Source organism: Streptomyces sp. MUSC 14 (assembly GCF_001866675.1).
GTDB lineage: Bacteria > Actinomycetota > Actinomycetes > Streptomycetales > Streptomycetaceae > Streptomyces.
In genome coordinates this window covers 88,866-111,639 of the sequence record NZ_MLYN01000015.1, presented here as the reverse complement: position 1 = coordinate 111,639, position 22,774 = coordinate 88,866, and the positions used below count along the sequence as shown (strand labels likewise).

The 22,774-nt window shown below is 71.6% G+C and carries 24 protein-coding genes and 1 tRNA gene; 12 read left to right on the top strand and 13 right to left on the bottom strand.

The features are described 5' to 3' along the window. Nucleotides 1-49 precede the first annotated feature (49 nt). Both BIV25_RS09080 and BIV25_RS09075 read left to right on the top strand, forming a co-directional pair. Entirely contained in the window at nt 50-1,576 is a 1,527-nt protein-coding gene (locus BIV25_RS09080; RefSeq protein WP_071371673.1) for a long-chain fatty acid--CoA ligase, read from the top strand. 72 nt (nt 1,577-1,648) lie between these two features. Further along, nucleotides 1,649-2,422 (top strand): sulfite exporter TauE/SafE family protein, encoded by a 774-nt coding sequence (locus BIV25_RS09075; protein WP_071371672.1) that lies wholly within the window; start codon nt 1,649-1,651, stop codon nt 2,420-2,422. Here the strand turns inward: BIV25_RS09075 and BIV25_RS09070 are convergent. Then, the gene (locus tag BIV25_RS09070; RefSeq protein ID WP_071371671.1) at nt 2,419-3,207 is read right to left on the bottom strand and encodes an HAD-IIA family hydrolase; all 789 of its coding nucleotides are present in this window, start codon (nt 3,205-3,207) and stop codon (nt 2,419-2,421) included. The two genes, BIV25_RS09075 and BIV25_RS09070, sit on opposite strands and share 4 nt — an antisense overlap. A gap of 61 nt (nt 3,208-3,268) precedes the next feature. Here BIV25_RS09070 and BIV25_RS09065 point away from each other — a divergent pair, with 61 nt between their 5' ends. Next, on the top strand, nt 3,269-4,015 hold the full coding sequence (locus tag BIV25_RS09065; RefSeq protein WP_071371670.1) for a cobalt-precorrin-6A reductase: 747 nt from the start codon (nt 3,269-3,271) through the stop codon (nt 4,013-4,015). Between the two features lie 6 nt (nt 4,016-4,021). Here the strand turns inward: BIV25_RS09065 and cobF are convergent, their stop codons facing one another. Next, nucleotides 4,022-4,795 (bottom strand): precorrin-6A synthase (deacetylating), encoded by a 774-nt coding sequence (cobF, locus tag BIV25_RS09060; RefSeq protein WP_107486037.1) that lies wholly within the window; start codon nt 4,793-4,795, stop codon nt 4,022-4,024. Between the two features lie 90 nt (nt 4,796-4,885). Further along, entirely contained in the window at nt 4,886-5,404 is a 519-nt protein-coding gene (locus tag BIV25_RS09055; RefSeq protein ID WP_071371668.1) for a DUF309 domain-containing protein, read from the bottom strand. 103 nt (nt 5,405-5,507) lie between these two features. Between BIV25_RS09055 and BIV25_RS09050 the strand changes: the two genes are divergently transcribed. After that, nucleotides 5,508-5,584: transfer RNA gene (locus BIV25_RS09050), tRNA-Pro, on the top strand. Nucleotides 5,585-5,612: 28 nt separating this feature from the next. Here the strand turns inward: BIV25_RS09050 and BIV25_RS09045 are convergent. From BIV25_RS09045 to BIV25_RS09020, 6 genes are all read right to left on the bottom strand, one after another. Further along, nucleotides 5,613-6,680: an MASE1 domain-containing protein gene (locus tag BIV25_RS09045; protein ID WP_071371667.1), complete on the bottom strand. Its 1,068-nt coding sequence runs from the start codon at nt 6,678-6,680 to the stop codon at nt 5,613-5,615. A gap of 21 nt (nt 6,681-6,701) precedes the next feature. Continuing rightward, nucleotides 6,702-8,081 (bottom strand): PP2C family protein-serine/threonine phosphatase, encoded by a 1,380-nt coding sequence (locus BIV25_RS09040; RefSeq protein WP_071371666.1) that lies wholly within the window; start codon nt 8,079-8,081, stop codon nt 6,702-6,704. Nucleotides 8,082-8,248: 167 nt separating this feature from the next. Continuing rightward, nucleotides 8,249-9,136 (bottom strand): carbohydrate ABC transporter permease, encoded by an 888-nt coding sequence (locus tag BIV25_RS09035; protein ID WP_071371665.1) that lies wholly within the window; start codon nt 9,134-9,136, stop codon nt 8,249-8,251. Next, nucleotides 9,133-10,131: a carbohydrate ABC transporter permease gene (locus BIV25_RS09030; RefSeq protein WP_071371664.1), complete on the bottom strand. Its 999-nt coding sequence runs from the start codon at nt 10,129-10,131 to the stop codon at nt 9,133-9,135. Before BIV25_RS09030 ends, BIV25_RS09035 begins: the two co-directional genes overlap by 4 nt. Before the next feature lie 8 nt (nt 10,132-10,139). Next, entirely contained in the window at nt 10,140-11,453 is a 1,314-nt protein-coding gene (locus BIV25_RS09025; protein WP_071371663.1) for an ABC transporter substrate-binding protein, read from the bottom strand. A gap of 224 nt (nt 11,454-11,677) precedes the next feature. After that, nucleotides 11,678-12,469: a GntR family transcriptional regulator gene (locus BIV25_RS09020; RefSeq protein ID WP_071371662.1), complete on the bottom strand. Its 792-nt coding sequence runs from the start codon at nt 12,467-12,469 to the stop codon at nt 11,678-11,680. A 177-nt stretch (nt 12,470-12,646) separates the two neighbouring features. Here BIV25_RS09020 and BIV25_RS09015 point away from each other — a divergent pair, with 177 nt between their 5' ends. The 5 genes from BIV25_RS09015 (at nt 12,647) to BIV25_RS08995 (ending at nt 16,893) form a co-directional block, all read left to right on the top strand. After that, nucleotides 12,647-13,666, top strand: a complete 1,020-nt coding sequence (locus tag BIV25_RS09015; RefSeq protein ID WP_071371661.1) for a sugar ABC transporter substrate-binding protein — start codon at nt 12,647-12,649, stop codon at nt 13,664-13,666. Next, nucleotides 13,666-14,742: an ABC transporter permease gene (locus BIV25_RS09010; protein ID WP_071371660.1), complete on the top strand. Its 1,077-nt coding sequence runs from the start codon at nt 13,666-13,668 to the stop codon at nt 14,740-14,742. The genes BIV25_RS09015 and BIV25_RS09010 overlap by 1 nt, the downstream gene beginning before the upstream one ends. Before the next feature lie 5 nt (nt 14,743-14,747). Further along, nucleotides 14,748-15,659, top strand: a complete 912-nt coding sequence (locus BIV25_RS09005; RefSeq protein WP_071371659.1) for an ATP-binding cassette domain-containing protein — start codon at nt 14,748-14,750, stop codon at nt 15,657-15,659. Between the two features lie 2 nt (nt 15,660-15,661). Next, complete coding sequence (locus BIV25_RS09000) at nt 15,662-16,570, top strand: sugar phosphate isomerase/epimerase (protein ID WP_071371658.1); 909 nt, start codon at nt 15,662-15,664, stop codon at nt 16,568-16,570. 128 nt (nt 16,571-16,698) lie between these two features. After that, a complete protein-coding gene (locus BIV25_RS08995) occupies nt 16,699-16,893 on the top strand; it encodes a hypothetical protein (protein WP_071371657.1) in 195 nt (64 codons plus the stop codon). Between the two features lie 71 nt (nt 16,894-16,964). On the opposite strand, the gene BIV25_RS08990 is transcribed toward BIV25_RS08995, so the two are convergent. The 3 genes from BIV25_RS08990 to BIV25_RS08980 are packed head-to-tail and all read right to left on the bottom strand — an operon-like array spanning nt 16,965 to nt 19,987. Next, nucleotides 16,965-17,978, bottom strand: coding sequence for a Gfo/Idh/MocA family oxidoreductase (locus tag BIV25_RS08990; protein ID WP_071371656.1), 1,014 nt, complete (start codon nt 17,976-17,978; stop codon nt 16,965-16,967). 47 nt (nt 17,979-18,025) lie between these two features. Then, on the bottom strand, nt 18,026-18,811 hold the full coding sequence (locus BIV25_RS08985; protein ID WP_071371655.1) for an SDR family oxidoreductase: 786 nt from the start codon (nt 18,809-18,811) through the stop codon (nt 18,026-18,028). 15 nt (nt 18,812-18,826) lie between these two features. After that, complete coding sequence (locus tag BIV25_RS08980) at nt 18,827-19,987, bottom strand: phytanoyl-CoA dioxygenase family protein (RefSeq protein ID WP_071371654.1); 1,161 nt, start codon at nt 19,985-19,987, stop codon at nt 18,827-18,829. 150 nt (nt 19,988-20,137) lie between these two features. Between BIV25_RS08980 and BIV25_RS08975 the strand changes: the two genes are divergently transcribed. Together BIV25_RS08975 and BIV25_RS08970 are read left to right on the top strand one after the other, a co-directional pair. Continuing rightward, complete coding sequence (locus tag BIV25_RS08975; protein ID WP_071371653.1) at nt 20,138-21,169, top strand: LacI family DNA-binding transcriptional regulator; 1,032 nt, start codon at nt 20,138-20,140, stop codon at nt 21,167-21,169. Between the two features lie 8 nt (nt 21,170-21,177). Next, complete coding sequence (locus BIV25_RS08970; RefSeq protein ID WP_071371652.1) at nt 21,178-21,771, top strand: poly-gamma-glutamate hydrolase family protein; 594 nt, start codon at nt 21,178-21,180, stop codon at nt 21,769-21,771. Here BIV25_RS08970 and BIV25_RS08965 read toward each other — a convergent pair. Beyond that, a complete protein-coding gene (locus BIV25_RS08965) occupies nt 21,761-22,105 on the bottom strand; it encodes a cupin domain-containing protein (protein WP_071371651.1) in 345 nt (114 codons plus the stop codon). The genes BIV25_RS08970 and BIV25_RS08965 overlap by 11 nt on opposite strands. Before the next feature lie 131 nt (nt 22,106-22,236). Between BIV25_RS08965 and BIV25_RS08960 the strand changes: the two genes are divergently transcribed. Next, the gene (locus tag BIV25_RS08960; RefSeq protein ID WP_071371650.1) at nt 22,237-22,767 is read left to right on the top strand and encodes a hypothetical protein; all 531 of its coding nucleotides are present in this window, start codon (nt 22,237-22,239) and stop codon (nt 22,765-22,767) included. The last annotated feature ends 7 nt before the right edge of the window (nt 22,768-22,774 follow it).

Here is a 22,774-nt window from a genome sequence, read left to right as displayed (position 1 = left end):
GAGGGAGTTCCGTAGTACGAGCCGCAGCAAGGAAACGGAGCACCCCTCCATGGCAACCCTGTCCGTCGCCGCCGTCCTCGCCGAGAACGCCAGGCGCCGTCCCGGCAAGACCGCCCTCGTGGAGGGCGGACTGCGGCTCACCTTCGGCGAGGTGTGGCAGCGCTCCCTCGCCCGGGCGGGCGCCCTCACCGGGCTCGGCGTACGGCCGGGGGACCGGGTCGCGCTGATGGCCCCCAACACCGCCGAGTTCCCTGTCGCCTACTACGCGATCGTCGCGGCGGGCGCGGTCGTCGTACCGGTGCACCTGCTGCTGTCGGCCGGCGAGGTCGAGCACGTGCTGCGGGACAGCGGCGCCGGCCTGCTGCTCGTGCACCCGGGGCAGGCGGAGACCGGTCGGGCCGCAGCCAGGGCGCTCGGGGTCCGCGTGGTCACCCTGGGCGAGGAGTTCGACGGACTCGCGGCGGACGCCGAGCCGCTGGTGTCGTACGTCACCCGGGCCGCCGACGACCCGGCGGTGATCTTCTACACGAGCGGCACGACCGGCGTCCCCAAGGGCGCGGTCCTCAGCCACTTCAACATCGTGATGAACGCGACCGTCAACGCCTTCGACGCCAACGACATCCGCTGCGACGACATCGCCCTCGGCGCGCTGCCCCTGTTCCACGCCTTCGGGCAGACCGTCTCGCTCAACTCCACCTGGCGGGCGGGCGCCACGCTCGTCCTGCTGCCCCGCTTCGACGCGGCCCGCGCCATCGAGCTGATGGTCGCGGAGGGCGTCAACACCTTCCAGGGCGTGCCGACCATGTACGTCGCCCTCACGGCGGCCGCGGCACAGGCGGAGCGGCTGCCCGAGCTGCGGGTCTGCATCTCGGGCGGGGCCTCGCTGCCCGTGGCCGTGCTGGAGCGGTTCGAGGAGGCGTTCGGCGCGCGGATCTACGAGGGGTACGGGCTGTCGGAGACCTCGCCGACGGCCACCGTCAACCAGCCGCTGTTCGGCACCAGGCCCGGCACCATCGGCCACCCGCTGTGGGGCGTCGACGTGGAGATCGCCCGTGCCGAGGTGGAGGGCCGTGTCGAGCTGCTGCCGGCCGGCGAGCTGGGCGAGGTCGTCGTCCGCGGCCACAACGTCTTCTCCGGATACCTCGGGCGGCCCGAGGCCACGGCCGAGGCCCTGGTCGACGGCTGGTTCCGCACCGGCGACCTCGGCACCAAGGACGACGAGGGCTTCCTGCGCATCGTCGACCGCAAGAAGGACGTCATCATCCGCGGCGGCTACAACGTGTACCCGAGGGAGGTCGAGGAGGTCCTGATGCGCCACCCCGGCATCGCCCAGGTCGCGGTCATCGGCCTGCCCGACGACCTGCACGGCGAGGAGGTCTGCGCCGTGGTCGTCCCGGCGCCGGGCGGCGCCCCCGACGCCGCCGCGCTCACCGAGTGGTCCAAGGAGCACCTGGGGCGGCACAAGTACCCGCGGCGCGTGGAGTTCACGGACGCGCTGCCGCTGGGTCCCAGCATGAAGGTGCTCAAGCGGGAACTCCGGGCGGCGTACGTGGAGAAGTGCGCGGACGGGTCATAGCGGGCGGCAGGGGTCACCAGACGGGACGGTGCTTACGCCGGAGGCTTGTCCGGACATAGCATCGGTCTCCGGATGAACACGATGACGCTCTGGCACATATCCGGCGGGGGGTTCGCCGCGCTCGCCTTCGCGGCGCTCCTCGTCGGCTTCTCCAAGACCGCGGTGAGCGGGGCCAACACGGTGAGCCTCGCCGTCTTCGCCGCCGTCCTGCCCGCTCGCGCCTCCACCGGCGTGCTGCTGCCCGTCCTGATCGCCGGCGACGTCCTCGCCGTCCTCACCTACCGGCGACACGCCCACTGGCCCACCCTGTGGCGGCTGTTCCCCGCCGTCGCGGCCGGGGTCGTGCTCGGCACGCTGTTCCTGGTGCGGGCCGACGACGGGGTCGTGCGGACCTCCATCGGCGCGATCCTGCTGCTGATGGCCGGCGTCACGCTGTGGCGGCGGCGCCGGGCGGAGCGCGCGGGCGAGCCGGACGCCGTGACCGGCCGGGCGGGCCGGGCGAAGGCGCGGTCGTACGGCGTGCTCGGCGGGTTCACGACGATGGTCGCCAACGCGGGCGGCCCGGTGATGTCGATGTACCTGCTCTCGGCCGGCTTCCGGAAGCTGGGCTTCCTCGGCACGTCGGCGTTCTTCTTCCTGATCGTGAACGTGTCCAAGGTGCCGTTCAGCGCGGGCCTCGGCCTGATCGACGGACGCTCGCTGCTCCTCGACGCCGCGCTCGTGGTGTTCGTCGTGCCCGGCGCGCTCATCGGCAAGTGGGCCGTGACCAGGATCGACCAGCGGCTCTTCGAACAACTCGTGATCGCGGCGACGATCGTGGGCGGGGTCCAGCTGCTCCTGCGCTAGGCCGAGGGCGACGACAGCCCCAGCAGGGCCGGGAGGGCCGCGAAGGAGTCCAGGACGTGGTCCGGGGGTCCGCTCGCCCGCTCCAGGGTTTGCGGCAGGAACTTGCCGGTGCGGACCAACACCCCGGTGATGCCGAGCCGTTGAGCCGCCAGGACGTCGTACTCGACGTCGTCCCCGACCATCAACGCCTGCTCCGCGCCGACGCCGAGACGCCCGAGGGCCGCTTCGAAGAACGCCCGCGACGGCTTCCCGGTGATCTCCGCCTCGACCCCCGCTGCCGCCTCCAGGCCCGCCAGGAACGCCCCCGTGTCCAGGCGGAGTCCGTCCTCCGTGCGCCAGTACAGGTTCCGGTGCATGGCGACCAGCCGCGCGCCCCGCCGGATCCGGCCGAACGCGCGATCGAGCGCCTCGTAACCGAACTCCGGCCCGGCGCCGCCGAACAGCACGACGTCCGGGACGTCGTCGTCGTGGTCCCCGACGAGGGTGATCCCCGCCAGATCCTCCCCGACGTCCCCGCTGTTCAGCAGCGCGACCCGGGCCCCGGCCAGCCGCTCGGCGGTGGCGGCGGGGGCCGTCAGTACGTCCTCGGCGCCCACCGGGAACCCCGCCCGGGCGAGCGCCGCGGCGACGGACGCCCGGGACCGGGAGGTGGTGTTGGTGACCAGGACCACCCCCAGTCCCGCGTCCCGGACGGCCCGCAGCGCCGCCACCGCACCGGGCAGCGGTTTCCAGGAGACGGTGAGGACACCGTCGATGTCGATCAGCACGGCCCGCACGGATTCCATGGCCCCGACCGTAGCGACCCGGGCCCCGGGCGGGCCGCTGCGACCGCCTACGCTCACCCCTATGCCCGCGCACGTCCTGATCCTCGGCGGCACCACCGAGGCCCGCCGCCTCGCCGCGGACCTCGCCGCCCGCCCCGCCGTGCGGGTCACCACGTCCCTGGCCGGCCGGGTCGCCGCGCCGGGAGCGCTGCCCGGCGAGGTGCGGACCGGCGGCTTCGGCGGCGCGCAGGGCCTCGCCGACTGGCTGCGCGCCCACCAGGTGGCCGCGCTGGTCGACGCCACCCACCCCTTCGCCGAGTCGATCACGGCCAACGCGGCCCGTGCGGCCGCCGCCACCGGGATCCCGCTGACCGTCCTGCGCAGGCCCGGCTGGCGACCCGTGCCCGGGGACCGCTGGCACGACGTCCCCTCGCTGGCGGCCGCGGCCGAGAGCCTGCCCCGCCTCGGCCGCCGGGTGTTCCTCAGCACCGGGCGCCTGGGTCTCGCGGCGTTCGCCCGGCTGACCGGCCTGCACTTCGTCGTCCGCTCGGTCGACCCGCCCGCACCGCCGCTGCCCCCGCACACCGAACTGGTCCTCGCGCGCGGCCCGTTCACCGTCGCCGACGAGAGGGACCTGCTGCGCGCCCACCGCATCGACGTCCTGGTGACCAAGGACAGCGGCGGCGCGGCCACGGCCGCGAAACTGGCCGCCGCGCGGGACCTCGGGCTGCCCGTCGTCGTCGTACGCCGCCCCGTGCTGCCCCCGGACGTGACGGCGGTGCCCGACGTGGCGGCCGTACTGGAGCGGCTCGGACTCGGCCCGGCCTGACGCCCCCTAGCGGTCGCCCGGGTTCCTGCGCAGCAGATACGTGTCCATGATCCAGCCCTTGCGCTCGCGCGCCTCGGCCCGCACCCGCTCGATGCGTTCAGCGGCCTCCGCGATGGGGCCGGAGACCAGGATCTCGTCCGCCGTGCCGAGATACGCGCCCCAGTAGATGTCCATGTCGTCCCCGGCGTACCGGCGGAACGTCTGGTGCGCGTCCAGCATCACGACCACGTCGTCCACGTCCTCGGGGAAGCCCTCGGCCAGCCGCCGGCCGGTGGTGATCTGCACCGGCCGCGCCACCCGGTTCAGGCCCGTGCGATGCCGGGCGACCAGCGTGGAGACACTGCTGATGCCGGGGACGACGACGTACTCGAACGCGACCGCGCCGCGCGCCAGCACCTCCTCCAGGATCCCGAGCGTGCTGTCGTACAGCGCCGGATCGCCCCACACCAGGAACGCGCCCGTGCCGTCCTCGTCCAGTTCCTCGGCGATCAGCCGCTCGTAGATCCCGGCGCGGGCGCCGCGCCAGTCCTCCACCGCCGGCGAGTACGCCGAGCCGCCCGCCGTCCGGTCCCGCTCGGGGTCGCGGGCCTCCACCACCCGGTACGACCCCGCGGGCAGATGCGTGTCGAGCATGTCCCGGCGGAGCCGGGTGAGATCGCTCTTCACCTCGCCCTTGTCGAGCAGGAAGAACACGTCCGTGCTCCGCAGCGCCTTGACGGCCTGCAGGGTCAGCTGGTCGGGGTCGCCCGCGCCGATACCGATGACATGAATCTTTCGCACGCCCCGAGTCTGCCGCATGCCGCTGACCACGCGTCCACCGCCTCCGCACACACGGTCAGCACGGCCCGCCCGGCCGCCCGGCCCCGCCGGTCAGTGGGGCTCGCCCCACCCGAGGCGCGGCGCCTCGGCGACCGGATCCACCGGTCCGGCTCCCCGCTCCACCCGCTGCGCCAGCTCCCGCGCCCACCGGGCGAGCCCGGCGAGATCCATCCCGTACGGCCGGTCCTCGCCGCGCTCCTGCTCCCACGCCTCGACCGCCCCGGCGCCCCGCCGCAGCAGGCGCGCCCCGCCGACGGCGTTGCCACGGGCCGCGTGGGTGAGGCCCACCGCCAGCTGGGCCAGCCCCCGCCACAGCGTCCGCTCGTCCTCGGGACCCGACTTCCAGGCGTCCTCGAAGACCTCGTGCGCGTGGAAGGGCCTGCCCGCGTCCAGCAGGTCCTGCGCCTCGGCCACCGTCTCGTCGGGCGTCCGCACGAGACCCTCCGGCTGCCGGGGCACGCCGTGCGTGCCGTACGGCAGCGGGCGCCCGAGCCCGTCCCGGGGCCGCGCGTTGCGCGCCCGCCCGTCGGCGTCGCGGTCCCTGGCATCCGATGCGTCCGCGTTCGTCATGACGTCGATTCTCCCGCTCCCCGCGGCCGCTCTTCGGCGCACCCCCGGACGTGGGGTAAAGTTCTGTTCGCGCGATCACGCGGTTCACCGCGAGTGAGTGCATCGGGACGTGGCGCAGCTTGGTAGCGCACTTGACTGGGGGTCAAGGGGTCGCAGGTTCAAATCCTGTCGTCCCGACCAGCTTTGCGGCAGGTCGGAGGTCGTCTTCTCAGGGATGAGGGGACGACCTGCTCGTATCTGCGGGTCCGTCCTGTTCGTCCCGTGCGCCCTTGTCCTCCTCCGGCGCGCCCTCCTCGTAGTCGTACCCCTCGGGGAGCATCGGGCGGTGGTCGCCGCCGGCGATCCTGGCCACCATCGCGGCGAGCTGCCCGCAGGCTCGCGCGATCTCGCGCTGGGTCTCGTTCCGCTCGCTGATGACCGCCGCGACCAGGAGGGCGGTCAGCGAGGCGGAGCCGTTGAACGCCTGGAGGGTGATCATGCTGGTGAGCAGGTCGTGATGGGAGAACGGGCCTGAACCGCGCCCGGCGGTGATGACCGCGAAGGTGGACACGGCCAGCGCGCAGGGCGCGGCCCCGGCCAGCTGGAAGCGGAAGGCCGCCCAGATCAGCAGCGGGAAGCCGAGGAACAGCAGCGGCGTGTCCCCGGCCTCGACGACACCGACACCGACGGTGGCCGCCACCAGCAGCGCCCCCTCCACCCAGCGCAGGGGCAGCACCTCCTTCGGCAGCCGGGCCGAGCTGAGGACGAGCAGGACCGGCGTGACCACGAGCACGCCCATCGCGTCCCCGGTCCACCACACCGACCAGGTCGGCCAGAAGCCCTCGGCGTTCAGGACGCCCGCGAGGATCAGGGTTCCGCTGCCCACCGTCGCGCTGATCAGCATCCCGGTGAACGCGCCGAGGAAGATGAGGGCCAGTGCGTCGCGCAGCCGGTCCAGTTCGGTCCTGAATCCCGTGCGGCGCAGCAGTGCGCAGGAGCAGAGGGGCGCCAGGGTGTTGCCCGCAGCGATGGCGAGGACGGCCGGGAGCGACGGCCCCAGCGAGATGTTGACCAGGAAGGCGCCGAGCGCGATGCCGGGCCAGAGTCTCGGTCCCCGCAGGAGCAGGCCCGCCAGCGCGATCCCGCTCGGCGGCCACAGCGGGGTGACCTGGCCGCGGACCAGCTGCTGGAGCAGCCCGAGCCTGGCCGAGCCGTAATAGAGCGCGGCCAGGGTGCAGATCTCCAGGACGGCCACCGCATTACTGCGGCCGAGCCGCGCCTGCCGCGCGACGGGCATCGGGCGACCTCCGCGTCGATGTCACCCCCGAGGTCCATCATCCGCCGGTTCTCCCGGATGCTCCACGCCGCCGGGCGGTGTGCGTACGGCGAGGATGGCCATGTCGTCGTGGCCGTCGCTGGGGTGGTGATCGGCCAGGGCCCGGACGAACGCGGGCAGGGGCAGCCCGGAGTGTTCCACGGCGAGCTCGGCGAGTGCGTTCAGCCGCTCGTCGATGGGGTGCCCGGGATGCTCGACCAGCCCGTCCGTGAAGAAGATCAGGGTGGCGTCCGGGGGCAGCGGCCGGGAGTGGTCCGGGCGTGGCTGTCCGGTGTCGACGCCGAGCGGCAGTCCGGGCTCGCCGAGCAGGTACGTCGCGCGGCGCTCACGGGTGAGCAGCAGGGGCGGGACGTGGCCCGCGGTGCTCCAGCGCAGTCGCCAGCCCGGTTCCCCGGGTTCGACGCGGGCCAGCGTGGTGGTCGTGACGGGATTGTGCGTGATGGCCTCCAGCGCCCGGTCGAGCCGGGCGAGGACCGCGCCGGGCGGTTCGTTCCGGTCGAACAGCAGGGCGCGCATCATGTTCCGGGTGGAGGCCATCGCGGCCGCGGCCCGCAGATCGTGGCCGACCACGTCCCCGATCACGACGGCCACCACATGGCCGGGCAGCGGGACGGCGTCGTACCAGTCCCCGCCGAGCTGGCTCGGCTCGGCGGCGGGCCGGTAGGTGGCGGCCGCGGTGAAGGGCCGCAGGTCGGGCAGGGTGGGCAGCAGCAGCCGCTGGAACTGCTCGGCTCCGACCCGGATCCGCTCGAAGAGGCGGACGTTCTCGATCGCGATGCCCGCGGCGCCGGCCAGCGCGACGACGACGTTCTCGTCGTGCAGGTCGAAGGGCTTTCCGTCGTGCCGCTCGGACAGGTAGAGGTCGCCGTAGATCTCGCCGCGCACGCTGATGGCGACGCCGAGCAGGGTGTGCAGGCGCGGATGGCCGGTCGGGAACCCGCTGGAGGCCGGGTGGGCCGGGATGTCGTCGATGCGCAGGGGTTCGGGGTAGCGGATCAGATGGCCGAGGACACCCCGGCCGCGCGGCAGGCCGGTCTCGGCCAGCGCCGTGCGCTCCCGCTCGCTCAGACCGGCCGTGACGAACTGCTCCAGGTGTTCCCCGGACGCGTCGAGTACGCCCAGCGCACCGTACCGGGCGCCGACCAGATCCATGGCGGTGGTCACGATGCGGTGCAGCACCGCGGGCAGTTCGACCTCACGGCTGATGGCCACCACCGCGTCCAGCAGGCCCTGGAGCCGGTCCATGGAGGACAGCAGGGCACGCAGTTGCTCGTCGATCCGGCCCAGCTCGGAACGCAGGCGCGCGTGCAGGTCGGGGGGATGCGGCTCTCGGGGGTGTCTGTCCTGCCTCTCTCCCGCCATCACGGGCGTCCCGTCCTTCCAGGGCCCCGCTCACCACCGGGGCCGGCGGCCGTCGTTGCGTCGTCTCCGATTGTGCACCGGTACCCGCGCCGCCGCGGGTTCCGGCCGCCCGGGCGGGTACCGGGCGCTGCCCGTCTCGTTCATGGAAGCCGCAGGTCAGGCGGCGGTCAGCCCTTGCTGGAGCCGAGCGTGAGGCCGTTCACGAACTGGCGCTGGAGGGCGAAGTAGACGATCAGGGTGGGGATCGCCGTCAGGAGGGAGCCCGCCGCCACCAGGTTGGGGTCGGTGAAGTACTGGCCGGAGAGGTTGTTCAGGGCCGAGGTGATCGGCATGTTCTCGCCGGTCGAGATCAGCACCAGGGCCCAGAAGAAGTCGTTGTAGATCCAGATCGACAGCAGGGTGGCCAGGGCGGCCATCGCCGGTTTGCACAGCGGCAGCGTGATCTGCCAGTACAGCCGCCACACCGAGGCCCCGTCGACCAGTGCGGCCTCGGTCAGCTCGTGCGGCAGCGAGCGCATGTAGTTGCTCAGCACGAACGCGCAGAAACCCGACTGGAAGGCCACGTGGATGAGCACCAGGCCGAGCGCGGAGTCGTACAGCTTGCCGCTCGCCGTGATGCCCGGCAGGTCCGTCAGCAGGTACAGCCGGTACAGCGGGGTGATGATGACCTGCTGGGGGAGGAGGTTTCCGGCCGTGAAGACCAGCAGGAGGGCGAGGTTGACGCGGAAGTCGAAGCGGCTGACGTAGAACGCCACGCAGGAGGACAGGAACAGGGTCAGCAGCACGGCCGGCACCGCGATGACCAGTGTGTTGCCGAAGTAGTGCAGCATGTCCGACTGCTGGAACGCGTTGGTGAAGTTCGCGAAGGTCAGCTTGGACGGCCAGGAGACGTAGCCCTTGGCGCTGGTCTCGCTGTACGGCCGCAGGGCCGAGAAGACCGCCCACAGGAGCGGGGCCAGCCAGGCCAGCGCCGTACCGGCGAGGAAGACGTGCAGCAGCACCCGGGCCGGGCGGATCGGGGCGCGGCGCCGTTGCGGGAGAGTGGTGCCGCTCATGCGCGCCGCTCCTTCCGGAAGGTGGCGATCAGGTACGGGATGATCACCGCGAGGGAGATGACCAGCAGGACGACGGCGATCGCGGAGCCGTAGCCGATCCGGCTGGACTCGCCGATGATGTTGTTCGTCACCAGGATCGACAGCAACTCCGTGCCCTGGGCGCCCTTGTTGAAGACGAAGACCAGGTCGAAGGCGCGCAGCGACTCGATGATGGTGACGACGAGGACGACCGTGTTGGTCGGGCGCAGGGTGGGGAAGATGACGCTCTTGAACGTCTGCCACTCGTTCGCGCCGTCCAGGGCCGCGGCCTCGCGCAGCGACGGGTCGACGCTCTTGAGGCCGGCCAGGTACAGGATCATCATGTAGCCGGTGTGCCGCCAGGACGCGGCGATCAGGATCGCCCACAGGTTCAGGTGCGGGTCGCCGATCCAGTCGATGTAGTGGCCGGGCTTGTTGGCGCCGATGATGCTGTTGATCAGGCCGGTGTCCGGGTTGTAGACGAGCTGCCAGACGAATCCGATGCAGGCCATCGAGATCACGACCGGCAGGAAGAACGCGGTCTGGTAGACCCGGCTGAAGCGGATCCGCTTGTCCAGCTGGACGGCCAGGAACAGGCCGAACGGCGTCGGGATCAGGATCAGTACGACGAACCAGATGACGTTGTGCTGGAGGGCCGGCCAGAACTGCGGGTTGTCGTTGAAGAGTTGCTTGAAGTTCTCCAGGCCCACCCACTTGATCGAGTCGAACCCGATGCCGTCCCAGGTGGTGAAGGCGAGGAAGATCGAGGCGAGGGCCGTGACCCAGACGAGGGCCACGTGCAGGATGGTCGGCACGCCCGCCATGAGGCCGAGCGTGATCCGGTCGCGGCGGGTCAGCAGGCGCCGATGGCTCTGCGTGGCCCGCTTCGTGTCGGGCGTGGGCCCCGGGGGCGCCGCGGCGGCCGCCTGAGGGGTCTGCGTCGTCGTGTCGGACGTGTCCGACGTGCCGGTCGTCATCGGGTCACTCACTCGGACGCGAAGATCGTCTTCTTCTGGCGCTCGATGGACGACAGCAGGCTGTCCACGCCCTTGGGGTTCTGGAGGAACTTCTGCAGCCCCGGCTGCATCACCGTGGAGGTGAAGTCGGGCCGCGAGTCGCGGTCCATGAACTGGGTGAGGCTCTTGGCGCTGCCGATCATCTCGAACGCCTTCTTCTGCAGCGGCGAGTAGGCGGAGGTGGAGGCCTTGCTGGAGGCGGCGACCACGCTCGGGTCGGTCTTGAGGTACGTCTCCTCGGCCGCCGGGCTGCCCAGGTACTCCATCAGCTTCAGGACACCGTCGTGGTTCTTCGGGGACTTGCTGAGCATGAAGCCGTCGGTCGGTGCCTCGACGGTGTCCTGGCCGTACGCGGAGTTGATCTCCGGGAAGGCGAAGAAGTCGAGGTCGTCCAGGTCGGCCTTGTTGGTGAACTGCTGGGCCACGAAGGAGCCGAGGAGGTACATGCCGGCCTTCTTCGCGACCAGTGACTGCGCCGCGTCCTCCCAGGTACGGCCCATGAACCCGTCCTGGTGGTACGGGAGGATCTCGGCCCAGTGGTCGAAGACGGCCTTCACCCTGGGGTCCGTCCAGGAGGCCTTTCCGGCCATCAACTGGACGTGGAAGTCGTAGCCGTTGAGCCGGAAGTTGATCTGGTCGAAGGTGCCCATCGCGGGCCAGGCGTCCTTGTCGCCGAACGCGATCGGCACCAGGCCGTCCTTCTGCATCTGCTTGCACAGGGCGACGAAGTCGTCCCAGCCGGTGGGGACCTTGTAGCCGTGCTGCTGGAAGACGCTTCTGCGGTAGAAGACCGCCCAGGGGTACGTCGTCAGCGGCACGAAGTAGTACTTACCGTCCTCGCCCTTGCTGAGCTTCTTCATCGCGTCGGGGAAGTTGTCCCCGATCTTCGCCCAGACGTCGTCGACCGGCGAGGCCAGGCCCTTCGCCGCGAAGAACTGCATGCGGTAACCGGCGAACCAGTTGAACACGTCGTCCGGAGTGCCCTGCAGATACGAATTGATCTGTTCCTGGAAGGTGTTGTGGTCCTTGGTGTTCACCTTGACCGTGAGGCCGGACGTCCTCTTGAAGTCCGCGTAGACGTTCTCGAAGGCCTTCTTCGGCACCGCGTCGGAGGCGTTGGAGCCGAGCGTGACGGTCTTCGGGTCGGAGGAGGAGCCGCTGCCCCCGCAGGCGGACAGCAGGGGGATGCCGGCGCCGGCGAGCAGGGCGGCACCGCCTGCCGTGCGCAGCAGCGAGCGTCGGCTGGGACCCGGGACGGAAACACCGGAGGGCGAGAGGCGCATGGCGGCTCCTGAGGAATACAGGGCTCGGTCAAGGGGATGAGTTGATCACCGAAAGGTCGTCGAAACCGCTCAGAAACCAACTCGACCGAACATCGTGGGCGTCATAACACCCCCATGTCCGCTCATGCGTCAATAGGTCGGCTCGCACTCGGAGGTCTCTTGCCCGAAACGTAATCGTCATCGTTACCTGCAACTTCGGCGACGCGCGGGCGGAGTTGGCGGGGTCAGGGCCTGACCAGCAGCTGGAAGTCGAAGGCGTAGCGCGAGGCCCGGTAGACATGGCTGCCGTACTCCACCGCCCGGCCCGTGTCGTCGTACGCCGTGCGCCGCATGGTGAGCAGGGCCGCGCCCTCCTTCTCGTCCAGCAGGCCGGCCTCGTCGGCGGTGGCGCTGCGCGCCCCGATGGACTGCCGGGCGCTGTGCAGCACGATCCCGGCGGACCGCAGCATCTCGTACAGACCCGTCGACTCCAGCCGCTCCGTCGGGAGTTCGAGCAGCGTGGGCGGCAGGAAGTTGCGCAGGAACGCCACCGGCCGGCCGTGGGCCGAGCGCAGCCGCTCCAGTACGGCGACCTCGGCGCCCTCCGCGACGCCGAGCGCCGCGGCCACGTCCGCGGACGCCGCGATCCGCTCGCCCCGCAGTACCCGGGTCGTCGGGCTCTGGCCGGCCGCGGTGAGGTCGTCGTAGAGGCTGCTGAGCTCCAGGGGGCGCTTGACCTGACTGTGCACGACCTGCGTGCCGACGCCCCGGCGGCGTACCAGCAGGCCCCTGTCGACCAGGGACTGGATCGCCTGGCGGACGGTGGGGCGGGACAGGCCGAGCCGTACGGACAGGTCCACCTCGTTGCCCAGCAGGTTGCCCGGAGCCAGCGCGCCCTGTTCGATGGCGGCCTCCAGTTGCTGCGCGAACTGGTAGTACAGCGGTACCGGACTCGTGCGGTCCAGGGCGAACGTGAGGCTGTCGAGCGCCCGGTCACCCGGTGCCGTTCGCTGCGGTGTGCGGTGTACTGGGCTCATGCCTGTCAGGTGTAGGCCCGCGAAGGTTCAGATGTCAACGGTTTGTACTTACATTCGGACCTGTTCGTGAAATGATGTCTTAACAAAGTATTGACAGCGGGCTCACCAGGGACTTGGATCCCGTCCCAACGCAATCGCGTCCTTCCCCCGTCGCACGCACAGTGAGGTGCTGGAAAGATGGACCGCTCTTCTCCCTCCCGCTTTCGCCGATCGGCCCCCTTCGTGGCGGTGGCCGCGGTGGCGGCCCTCGCTCTCTCCGGGTGCGCCAGCGCCCACGGCGGGAAAAAGGCCGAGGAGGCGGCCCAGAACGCCTCGGCGGGCAAGGCCGACACCCCTCGGATGACCGTCGCCATGGTCACGCACCAGGCGCCGGGTGACACCTTCTGGGACACCGTCCGCAAGGGCGCCGAGGCCGCGGCCGCCAAGGACAACGTCAAGCTGATCTACTCCGCCGACCCGAACGCGGGCAACCAGGCCAACCTGGTGCAGAACGCGATCGACCAGAAGGTGGACGGCATTGCGGTCACCCTGGCCAAGCCGGACGCGATGAAGAGCGTCATCGGCAAGGCCGAACAGGCGGGCATCCCGGTGGTGGGCCTCAACTCGGGGCTGAGCGACTGGAAGCAGCTCGGTCTGCTGTCGTTCTTCGGCCAGGACGAGAGCGTCGCGGGCGAGGCGTTCGGCGACAAGCTGAACACGACCGGCGCCAAGAAGATCGTCTGCGTCATCCAGGAACAGGGCAACGTGGGTCTCACCCAGCGCTGCGACGGGGTGAAGAAGACGTTCAAGGGCACCACCGAGACCCTGTACGTGAACGGCACCGACATGCCGTCCGTGCGGTCGACCATCACGGCGAAGCTGAAGCAGGACAGCTCTATCGACACGGTCGTCACCCTGGGCGCCCCCTTCGCCCTCACCGCCGTGCAGTCGGTGGGCGACGCGGGCAGCAAGGCCAGGGTCGCCACGTTCGACCTGAACAAAGACCTCGTCAAGGCCGTCCAGAACGGCAGCATCGAGTTCGCCGTCGACCAGCAGCCCTACCTCCAGGGCTACCTGGCCGTCGACGCGCTGTGGCTCTACAAGAACAACGGCAACTACAGCGGCGGCGGCGTCCAGCCGGTGCTCACCGGCCCTGCCTTCGTCGACAAGTCCAACGTCGACAAGGTCGCCGAGTTCGCCGCGAAGGGGACCCGGTGATGAGCATGGCCCAGCACGCCGAGCCGGCCGTGGGGACGACACCCCCGCCGTCCGGTCCCCAGACCGACGGCCGCACCGCCCGGCGCCCCCTGGCGCTGCGCCTGCTGGCCCGGCCGGAGGTGGGCGTCTTCCTCGGCGCCGCTGCCGTACTGATCTTCTTCCTGGTCGTCGCGCCCTCGGTGCGCCAGGGCAGCTCGATGGCGACGATCCTCTACCAGTCCTCGACCATCGGGATCATGGCCCTGCCGGTGGCCCTGCTGATGATCGGCGGCGAGTTCGACCTCTCCTCCGGCGTCGCCGTGATCTCCTCCGCCCTCACCGCGAGCATGCTCAGCTACCAGCTGACCCTGAACGTGTGGACGGGCGTGATCGTCGCCCTGGCCGTCTCCCTCGCGATCGGCTTCTTCAACGGCTGGGTCGTGGTGAAGACCGGACTGCCCAGCTTCCTGGTCACCCTGGGCACCTTCCTGATCCTCCAGGGCGTGAACCTGGCGGTGACCAAGCTCGTCACCGGGAACGTCGCCACCGACGACATCAGCGACATGGACGGCTTCGACCAGGCAAAGAAGGTCTTCGCGTCGTCGTTCGACGTCGGCGGGGTGCAGGTGAAGATCACCGTGGTGTGGTGGGTGGTCTTCGCGGCGATCGCCACCTGGGTGCTGCTGCGCACGAAGTACGGCAACTGGATCTTCGCGGTCGGCGGCAACAAGGAGAGCGCGCGGGCCGTCGGTGTCCCGGTGACGTTCACGAAGATCTCGCTGTTCATGCTGGTCGGCTTCGGCGCCTGGTTCATCGGCATGCACCAGCTGTTCTCCTTCAACACGGTGCAGTCCGGTGAGGGCATCGGCCAGGAGCTGCTCTACATCGCCGCGGCCGTCATCGGCGGCTGTCTGCTGACCGGCGGCTCGGGCTCGGCGATCGGCCCGGTCTTCGGCGCGTTCATGTTCGGCATGGTGCAGCAGGGCATCGTGTACGCCGGCTGGAACCCGGACTGGTTCAAGGCCTTCCTCGGCGTGATGCTCCTCGGCGCCGTCCTGATCAATCTGTGGGTCAGCCGCGCGGCGACCCGGAGGTGAGAGCGATGACTGACAACAAGGCAGCCGCCCACGGCGCCGTGCTCGCCGACACCCCGCCCGCGGGCGAGGGGGCCCTGGTCGAACTGCGGGGGGCGGGCAAGTCCTACGGCAACATCCGCGCGCTGCACGGCGTGGACCTCACCGTGCACGCGAACAAGGTGACCTGCGTGCTCGGTGACAACGGCGCCGGCAAGTCCACCCTGATCAAGATCATCTCGGGGCTGCACCAGCACACCGAGGGCGAGTTCCTGGTCGACGGCCGCCCGGTGCGGTTCAGCAGCCCGCGCGAGGCCCTCGACAAGGGCATCGCCACCGTCTACCAGGACCTGGCGACGGTGCCTCTGATGCCGGTGTGGCGCAATTTCTTCCTGGGCTCGGAGATGACGAAGGGCCCCTGGCCGGTCCGGCGCCTGGACATCACCGGGATGAAGGCGACGGCGGACCAGGAACTGCGCAACATGGGCATCGTCCTGGACGACCTGGAACAGCCCATCGGCACCCTCTCCGGCGGCCAGCGCCAGTGCGTCGCCATCGCCCGCGCCGTCTACTTCGGCGCCCGCGTCCTGATCCTCGACGAGCCGACCGCCGCGCTCGGCGTCAAGCAGTCCGGCGTGGTCCTGAAGTACATCGCCGCCGCCCGCGACCGCGGCCTCGGCGTCATCTTCATCACCCACAACCCCCACCACGCCTACATGGTCGGCGACCACTTCAGCGTCCTGCGCCTCGGCACCCTCGAACTCTCCGCCGAGCGTGCGCAGATCAGCCTGGAGGAGCTGACCAACCACATGGCGGGCGGCGCCGAACTCGCCGCGCTCAAGCACGAACTGGCCCAGGTGCGCGGCGTCGACACCGAGGAGCTCCCCGAGGAGAGCGACCTCACCGCACCCGTGGCGACCTCCCCGGAAGGAAACACCTGACCATGGCGCACCCCACCCCGCTGGACCGCATCCGGGTCGGCTCGGCCCCCGACTCCTGGGGCGTCTGGTTCCCCGACGACCCGCGGCAGGTCCCCTGGGACCGCTTCCTGGACGAGGTCGCCGAGGCGGGCTACGAGTGGATCGAACTCGGCCCCTACGGCTACCTCCCCACCGACCCGGCCCGCCTGCGCGACGAGGTGGCCCGGCGCAGCCTGAAGGTCTCGGCGGGCACGGTCTTCACCGGCATGCACCGCGGCCCCGCCGTCTGGGACGCGACCTGGGCGCACGTCAGCCGGGTCGCCGAGCTCACCCAGGCCATGGGCGCGCGGAACCTGGTGGTCATCCCCTCCTTCTGGCGCGACGACAAGACCGCCGAGATCCTGGAGCCGGCGGAGCTGACCGCCGAGCAGTGGGCCCACCTGACCAAGGGCATGGAGCGGCTCGGGCACGAGGTCAAGGAGACGTACGGCCTGGACATCGTGGTCCACCCGCACGCCGACACCCACATCGACACCGAGGACCACGTCGAACGGTTCCTGGACTCGACCGACTCCGAGCTGGTCAACCTCTGCCTGGACACCGGTCACTACGCGTACTGCGGCGGGGACAGCGTCAAGCTGATCGAGACCTACGGCGAGCGCATCGGCTATCTGCACCTCAAGCAGGTGGACCCGGAGATCCTGGCCGAGGTGCGGGCGAAGGGCACCCCCTTCGGACCGGCCGTCGCCCAGGGGGTGATGTGCGAACCACCCGCCGGCGTACCGGAGCTGGGACCCGTCCTGGAGGCGGCACAGCGGCTGGGCGCGGACCTCTTCGCCATCGTCGAGCAGGACATGTACCCGTGCGAGCCCGACCGGCCCCTGCCGATCGCGGTACGCACCCGCGGGTTCCTGCGCTCCTGCGGGGCCTGAGCGAGGCGCGGACGCGGGCATTCCTGCGTGCCCCCGGTGGATTCGGCCGCACGACGGCCGGGAACCAACCGGGGGCACGCGGGCGTTGTGGGGACGACGGGGGAGGCCCGCGCAGACGGGAGGACGCGATGACACACCGTACGGAAGCACGTGAGGCGCCCCAGGAGGCCGACGGCGCGGCGGCCTCGCGCCACGAACGCTTCGGCTCCCTGCCCGAGCGGATACGCCCGCAGGACATGGTGGAGAGCAGGCCGGCGACCACACCGGATCCGGCGCGGGACACGTACAACCCGGATGAATGGCTGGTGCGTTACTGCCTCTGAGCCGCACAGGGCGGGTACGCGTCAGGGGTACGGCGAGCACCGCCGTACCCCTGACGCGTACTCCCGGGCGGTCAGGCCTGCCGCACCTCGGCGATCGTCACCGGCCGGTGCTCGTGCAGGGACAGCGTGCAGGCCTCGGCGATCCAGCCGGCCTCCAGCGCGTCCTCGACGGTGCAGGGGGACGGGCGGGTGCCGGCCACGACCTCCGTGAACGCGCCGAGTTCGGCGCGGTAGGCCGCGGTGAAGCGGTCCATGAAGAAGTCGTGCGGGGTGCCGGCCGGGAAGGTCACGCCCGGCTCCACCGAGCGCAGCGGGAGCTTGTCGTCGAGGCCCACGGCGATCGAGTCCGTGAAGCCGTGCAGCTCCATGCGGACGTCGTAACCCCGGGCGTTGTGGCGGGAGTTGGAGACGACCGCGATCGTGCCGTCGTCCAGGGTGAGGATCGCGCCGGTGGTGTCGGCGTCGCCCGCCTCCCTGATGTAGCCGGCGCCCCGGTTGCCGCCGACCGCGTACACCTCGGTGACCTCGCGGCCCGTCACCCAGCGAATGATGTCGAAGTCGTGCACGGAACAGTCGCGGAAGATCCCGCCCGACGCGGCGACGTACGCGGCCGGCGGCGGCGCCGGGTCCAGGGTCGTGGAGCGGACCGTGTGCAGCGCGCCCAGCTCGCCCGCCCGCACGGCGGCCCGGGCGGCGGCGAAGCCCGCGTCGAAGCGCCGGTTGTAGCCGATCTGGATGGGCACGCCGCTGCCCCGGACGGCCTTGAGCACGTCCACGCCCTCGCTCATCGTCCTCGCGACGGGCTTCTCGCAGAAGACCGGGACGCCGGCCTCGACGCCGGCCAGGATCAGGGCCGGGTGGGCGTCGGTGGCCGCCGCGATCACGATGCCGTCCACGCCGGCGGCCAGCAGCGCCTGAGGCGAGTCGACGACGGTGGCGAACCCGGCGCCGAACTTCTCGGCGGCGGCCTTGGCCGCGTCCGCGAACGGGTCGGTGACGACGAGCGACTCGACGGCGTCGAGGCGGGAGAGGGTCTCGGCGTGGAAGGCGCCGATGCGGCCGAGGCCGAGGATTCCGATACGCATGAGGGGTGCTGCTCCTAGAGGGTTCGCGGGGGTGGGTGCGGAGGGTTCTAGTCGAGGCCGCCGAGCACGTTCTGGTCCCAGTCGATCACCGAGCCCGTGACCACGCCCGAGCGGTCGGACAGCAGGAAGACGACGAAGTCGGCGATTTCGTCCGGCTGGCCGAGCTTGCCCATCGGCAGCCTCGCCGCCGCCTGTTCGCGCCAGTCGTCGCCCGCGCCGTGGAAGGCGCGCTGGGTGGCGTCCTCGCCCTCCGTCGCCGTCCAGCCGATGTTCAGGCCGTTGATCCGGATCCGGTCGAAGCGGTGGGCGTGCGCCGCGTTCCGGGTCAGGCCCACGAGGCCCGCCTTGGCGGCGACGTACGGCGCGAGGAACGGCTGGCCGCCGTGCGCCGACGAGGTGATGATGTTGACGATCGTGCCGGGTGCCTTGCGGGCCACCATGTCGGCGACCGCCGCCTGCATCGCGAAGAACGGCGCCTTGAGGTTGATCGCGATGTGCTGGTCGAACAGCTCCGGCGTGGTGTCCAGCAGCGTGCCCCGGGAGGTGAGGCCCGCCGAGTTCACGAGGCAGTCGACGCGGCCGTGGGCGTCCACCACCTCGGCGACCGCCGCCTTCGCCCGCGCGGCGTCCGCGAGGTCGGCCCGGACGAACATCGCCGTACCGCCGGCGGCCGCCAGCTCGCTCACCAGCGCCTCACCCGGCTCGCTCCGCCGGCCCGTGACCGCCACGGTGGCGCCCGCACGGACGGCGGCCCGCGCGATCGCGGCCCCCACGCCCTGACTGCCGCCGTTGACGAGCACCACCTTGCCGTCGAGAAGTGCGTCACGTGTCATGATCCGCCCGCCCTTTCAGCTCTCGCGCCGCTCGGCGCCCGCCCGCAGCCCGGCCCGCAGCCGCGCCGGATCCCATCGCTCGCGCACCGCGCGCCGCACCAGGTCCGCCTGCGAGGGCGGGGCCAGGCCGTCCACCGGCGGGTCGCTGTCGAGGTTGGTCGGGAACGGATACCCCTCGGCGCTCGCCGCGATCACATGCTCCAGCCACGCCTCGCCGGCCCCCTCGGCCGCCCGCCGCAGCAGCACCGGGAAGACCGCGTTCGCCACCGCCTCCCGGTCCACCGTCTCCATCGCCCGCCCGAACGCGGACGAGATCTGGAGCAGATGGGCGGTGCGCCGTACGCCGGCCGTGCGGTTGCCGCCGGCGGCGTGGAACAGCGCGGGGTTGAAGAACACCGCGTCGCCCTTGGCCAGCGGCAGCTGGACGTGGTGCTCCGCGAAGTACGCCCGGAACTCCGGCAGCCGCCAGGCCAGATAGCCCGGCTCGAACAGCTGGGAGTACGGCAGATACAGCGTCGGACCCGACTCCACCGGCATGTCGCAGTGGGCGACCGCGCCCTGCAGGGTGAGCACGGGGGAGAGCCGGTGCACGTGCGCGGGATAGGCGGCCGCGTCGCTCAGGAAGCCGAGGTGGTAGTCGCGGTGCACGCTCTGCCCGGCGCCGCCCGGGTTGACCACGTTGACCTGCGAGGTCACCTGGTATCCGGGGCCCAGCCAGGCGCCCGACACCAGCGCCAGGACGTCGTTGGCGTAGTAGTCGGCGAACGCCTCCGGGTCGTACAGGGCCGCCTTCTCCAGCGCGTTCCACACCCGGTCGTTGGCGCCCGGCGTCGCGAAGTGGTCGCCCGCGGCCGCCCCGCAGGCGCGCTGGTCGGCGATGAGCGCCTCGAAGACGGCGGTGAGCCGGTCCACGACCGCCGCGTCCGCGAAGGCACCCCGCACGACGACGACGCCGGGACCGTCGGCGAGGGCCCGCACCAACTCGGCGCGCAGCGTGGCCCGGTCACCGGCCGAGCGCAGCCGCTCGGCGTCGTACAGCAGGACGCCGTCGCGCACGGACGTGGCGTGCGGGTGGTCGGCGAGGCTCGTCGTGCGGTCGGTCAGGGCGCGGAAGGTGTCGAGGTCGCAGTCCTGCTCGGACAGCCAGGCGCGGCCTGGTGCGGAGGCGACGGACATGGGTGTCCTCATTTCGGGGATCAGGGCCTTCGGTATGCCGGGCACCGGGGCGTTCGGCCGCGCGAGCGGCTCCGTGCTGTCATTCTTGTCCTGACAAACCCCTCGAACAACCAGCAGCCAGCCATCAAAAACCCCTCAAGGAGCCGGAGCATGGGCCATCCGTTCCCGATCCGGGAGATCGCACGTCAGGCGGGCCTCAGCGAGGCCACCGTGGACCGCGTGCTGAACGGCAGGGGAGGGGTGCGCGAGAGCACCGCGCAGGAGGTGCACCGGGCCATCGCCGACCTCGACCGGCAGCGCACCCAGGTCCGGCTGGTCGGCCGTACGTTCATGGTCGACATCGTGGTGCAGGCGCCCGAGCGGTTCTCGACCGCCGTCCGCGCCGCCCTGGAGGCCGAACTGCCCGCGCTGCACCCGGCGGTGCTGCGCTCCCGCTTCCACTTCCGCGAGACCGGACCGGCCGCCGAGCAGGTCAGGACGCTGGACCGGATCGCCCGGCGCGGCTCGCAGGGCGTGATCCTCAAGGCCCCCGACGTCCCCGAGGTCACCGCCGCCGTGGGCCGGCTCACCGCGGCCGGCATCCCCGTCGTCACCCTGGTCACCGACCTGCCCGCGAGCGGCCGGCTCGGCTGCGTCGGCAGCGACAACCGCGCCGCCGGCGCCACCGCCGCCTACCTGATGGGCCAGTGGCTCGGCGACCGCCCCGGCAACGTCCTCACCAGCCTCAGCAGCGGATCCTTCCGCAACGAGGAGGAGCGGGAGATGGGGTTCCGCAGCGTCATGCGGGCCCGGTGCCCCGGGCGGACCCTGGTGGAGACGGCCGAGGGGCAGGGCCTGGACGCCACCCAGTACGACCTCGTCCGCGCCGCGCTGGCACGCGACCCCGGGATCCGCGCCGTGTACTCGATCGGCGGCGGCAACGACGCCACGCTGCGCGCCTTCGCCGACCTCGGCCGGGAGTGCGCGGTGTTCATCGCCCACGACCTGGACCACGAGAACATCCGCCTGCTGCGCGAGCACCGGCTGTCCGCCGTGCTCCACCACGATCTGCGCCAGGACATGCGCGAGGCCTGTCACCTGGTCATGCGGGCCCACGGCGCGCTGCCCCCGGCCGCACCGCCGCCGCCCTCCGCGATCCAGGTCGTCACGCCGTACAACATGCCGGCCCAGCCGGGGGAGTGAGGAGAACGGTGACGCGTACCGCACGCGTGGAGCAGGTCACGATCGAGGGGGTCGCGCTGCTCGCGACCCTCGTCCCCGGTGACGGCGTCGGACTGCTGGCGCTGCACGGCAGCAACGAGGGCGGCACCGCCGAGCTCGCCGGGATCCTGGCCCGGCGCTGCGGTGCCACCAGCCTCGTCTTCACCCAGCCGGGAAACCCGCGGCCGGTGCACATCAAGTCACCGCGCATGGCGGCCGAACACTGCGTGCTGCTGCGGGAGTTCCTCGCGCGGGTCTCCCTCACGGTGTCCCTGCACGGTCACATGCGCGCCCCGCACACGGTCTTCCTCGGCGGCCGCAACCGGGCGGCGGCCCGCGTCGTGGCCGAGGCGCTGGCCGCCCGCGCCCCGCGCTTCCCGGCGGTCACCGACCTCACGGAGATCCCGTCCGGCCTGCGCGGCCTGCACCCCAGGAACCCGGTCAACCTGACCCGGCTCTCCGGCGTCCAGGTGGAGCTGCCCCTGCCGGCCCGCACCAGCGGCGGCACGAACCGACCGCCGGACGCGGTGGTGGAGGCGCTGGCCGCGGGAGTCGAGACGCTGGGCCGCGGGTTCACAGAGTGATCGCGTACGCCTTGCGCAGCGTCTCGTGCACGGTCCACCGCGTACGGTCGCCCTCCTTCAGCACCGCCATGTCCCCCGGCCCCACGCTCAGCGTCGCCCCGCCCTCGACCTCGATCGTCGCCGAGCCGCTGATCACCACGAACAACTCGTCCGCCTCCGTGTCCGTGACCACGCCCGGGGTGATCTGCCAGATCCCGCGGAGCTGCCTGCCGTCCGGCGACTCCCAGACCACCTTTCCGGTGACCTGCGGGGTCCCGGAGACGATCCGCTCCGGGTCGAGGGGCTCGGGTTCGAGGTCGGCGTCCGGGATGTGGAGCGCGAAGCTGTGCGTCATGAGGCGACCCTAGCCAGCGCGTCGGGCGGGCCGGGGGCGACAGGGTGTGGGGCATCGGAGCGGGTCACGGGACACTTCGTCGGGGGCGCCACCGCTGGCGGCCGTGCCGGGCCCGGGGGACCGTGGGGAGCATGGCTGACTCCACGGCGGCCGCTGCCGAGCCCGGCGCGCCGCGGCCGCACCGCCAGCACGGCACGCGCGAGGCGGTCCTCTTCGGCGGGGTCTACGGCGCCGTCCTCGCCAGCTCGATGGTCGCCGCTCTCTCCCAGTACGGCCGCACGAGTCCGGCCGGCCGCCGCTACGACGCCGTCTGGCTGCTGGTGACCGCGTTCGCCTCCGCCCTGGCCCACGGCTACGCCCACTACATCGCCGAGCGCTCCCCGCACCGCCGCTGGGACGCCCTGCGCGCCCTGCGCGACGAGTGGCCGCTGGTCACGGCCGTCCTGCCGACGGTCTTCGTCCTCGCGGGCGCGGGCTGGGGCTGGTGGTCCGCGAAGGGGCTGGAGTACCCGGCCTTCCTCCTCAACATCGTCATCCTCTTCACCCTCGGCCTGATCACCGCCCGCTGGTCGGCCCGACGCTGGCCGACCGCGATCCTGATGGGGCTCGGGGACGCGCTGCTCGGGCTGATCGTGGTGGTGGCGAACGCGGTGATCAAGTAGGGCGTTT

Coding starts and splice junctions, on each gene's coding strand:
- BIV25_RS09080 (WP_071371673.1), top strand. CDS start 50: ATGGCAACCCTGTCCGTCGCCGCCGTCCTCGCCGAGAACGCCAGGCGC.
- BIV25_RS09075 (WP_071371672.1), top strand. CDS start 1,649: ATGAACACGATGACGCTCTGGCACATATCCGGCGGGGGGTTCGCCGCG.
- BIV25_RS09070 (WP_071371671.1), bottom strand. CDS start 3,207: ATGGAATCCGTGCGGGCCGTGCTGATCGACATCGACGGTGTCCTCACC.
- BIV25_RS09065 (WP_071371670.1), top strand. CDS start 3,269: ATGCCCGCGCACGTCCTGATCCTCGGCGGCACCACCGAGGCCCGCCGC.
- BIV25_RS09055 (WP_071371668.1), bottom strand. CDS start 5,404: ATGACGAACGCGGACGCATCGGATGCCAGGGACCGCGACGCCGACGGG.
- BIV25_RS09045 (WP_071371667.1), bottom strand. CDS start 6,680: ATGCCCGTCGCGCGGCAGGCGCGGCTCGGCCGCAGTAATGCGGTGGCC.
- BIV25_RS09040 (WP_071371666.1), bottom strand. CDS start 8,081: ATGGCGGGAGAGAGGCAGGACAGACACCCCCGAGAGCCGCATCCCCCC.
- BIV25_RS09035 (WP_071371665.1), bottom strand. CDS start 9,136: ATGAGCGGCACCACTCTCCCGCAACGGCGCCGCGCCCCGATCCGCCCG.
- BIV25_RS09030 (WP_071371664.1), bottom strand. CDS start 10,131: ATGACGACCGGCACGTCGGACACGTCCGACACGACGACGCAGACCCCT.
- BIV25_RS09025 (WP_071371663.1), bottom strand. CDS start 11,453: ATGCGCCTCTCGCCCTCCGGTGTTTCCGTCCCGGGTCCCAGCCGACGC.
- BIV25_RS09020 (WP_071371662.1), bottom strand. CDS start 12,469: ATGAGCCCAGTACACCGCACACCGCAGCGAACGGCACCGGGTGACCGG.
- BIV25_RS09015 (WP_071371661.1), top strand. CDS start 12,647: ATGGACCGCTCTTCTCCCTCCCGCTTTCGCCGATCGGCCCCCTTCGTG.
- BIV25_RS09010 (WP_071371660.1), top strand. CDS start 13,666: ATGAGCATGGCCCAGCACGCCGAGCCGGCCGTGGGGACGACACCCCCG.
- BIV25_RS09005 (WP_071371659.1), top strand. CDS start 14,748: ATGACTGACAACAAGGCAGCCGCCCACGGCGCCGTGCTCGCCGACACC.
- BIV25_RS09000 (WP_071371658.1), top strand. CDS start 15,662: ATGGCGCACCCCACCCCGCTGGACCGCATCCGGGTCGGCTCGGCCCCC.
- BIV25_RS08995 (WP_071371657.1), top strand. CDS start 16,699: ATGACACACCGTACGGAAGCACGTGAGGCGCCCCAGGAGGCCGACGGC.
- BIV25_RS08990 (WP_071371656.1), bottom strand. CDS start 17,978: ATGCGTATCGGAATCCTCGGCCTCGGCCGCATCGGCGCCTTCCACGCC.
- BIV25_RS08985 (WP_071371655.1), bottom strand. CDS start 18,811: ATGACACGTGACGCACTTCTCGACGGCAAGGTGGTGCTCGTCAACGGC.
- BIV25_RS08980 (WP_071371654.1), bottom strand. CDS start 19,987: ATGTCCGTCGCCTCCGCACCAGGCCGCGCCTGGCTGTCCGAGCAGGAC.
- BIV25_RS08975 (WP_071371653.1), top strand. CDS start 20,138: ATGGGCCATCCGTTCCCGATCCGGGAGATCGCACGTCAGGCGGGCCTC.
- BIV25_RS08965 (WP_071371651.1), bottom strand. CDS start 22,105: ATGACGCACAGCTTCGCGCTCCACATCCCGGACGCCGACCTCGAACCC.
- BIV25_RS08960 (WP_071371650.1), top strand. CDS start 22,237: ATGGCTGACTCCACGGCGGCCGCTGCCGAGCCCGGCGCGCCGCGGCCG.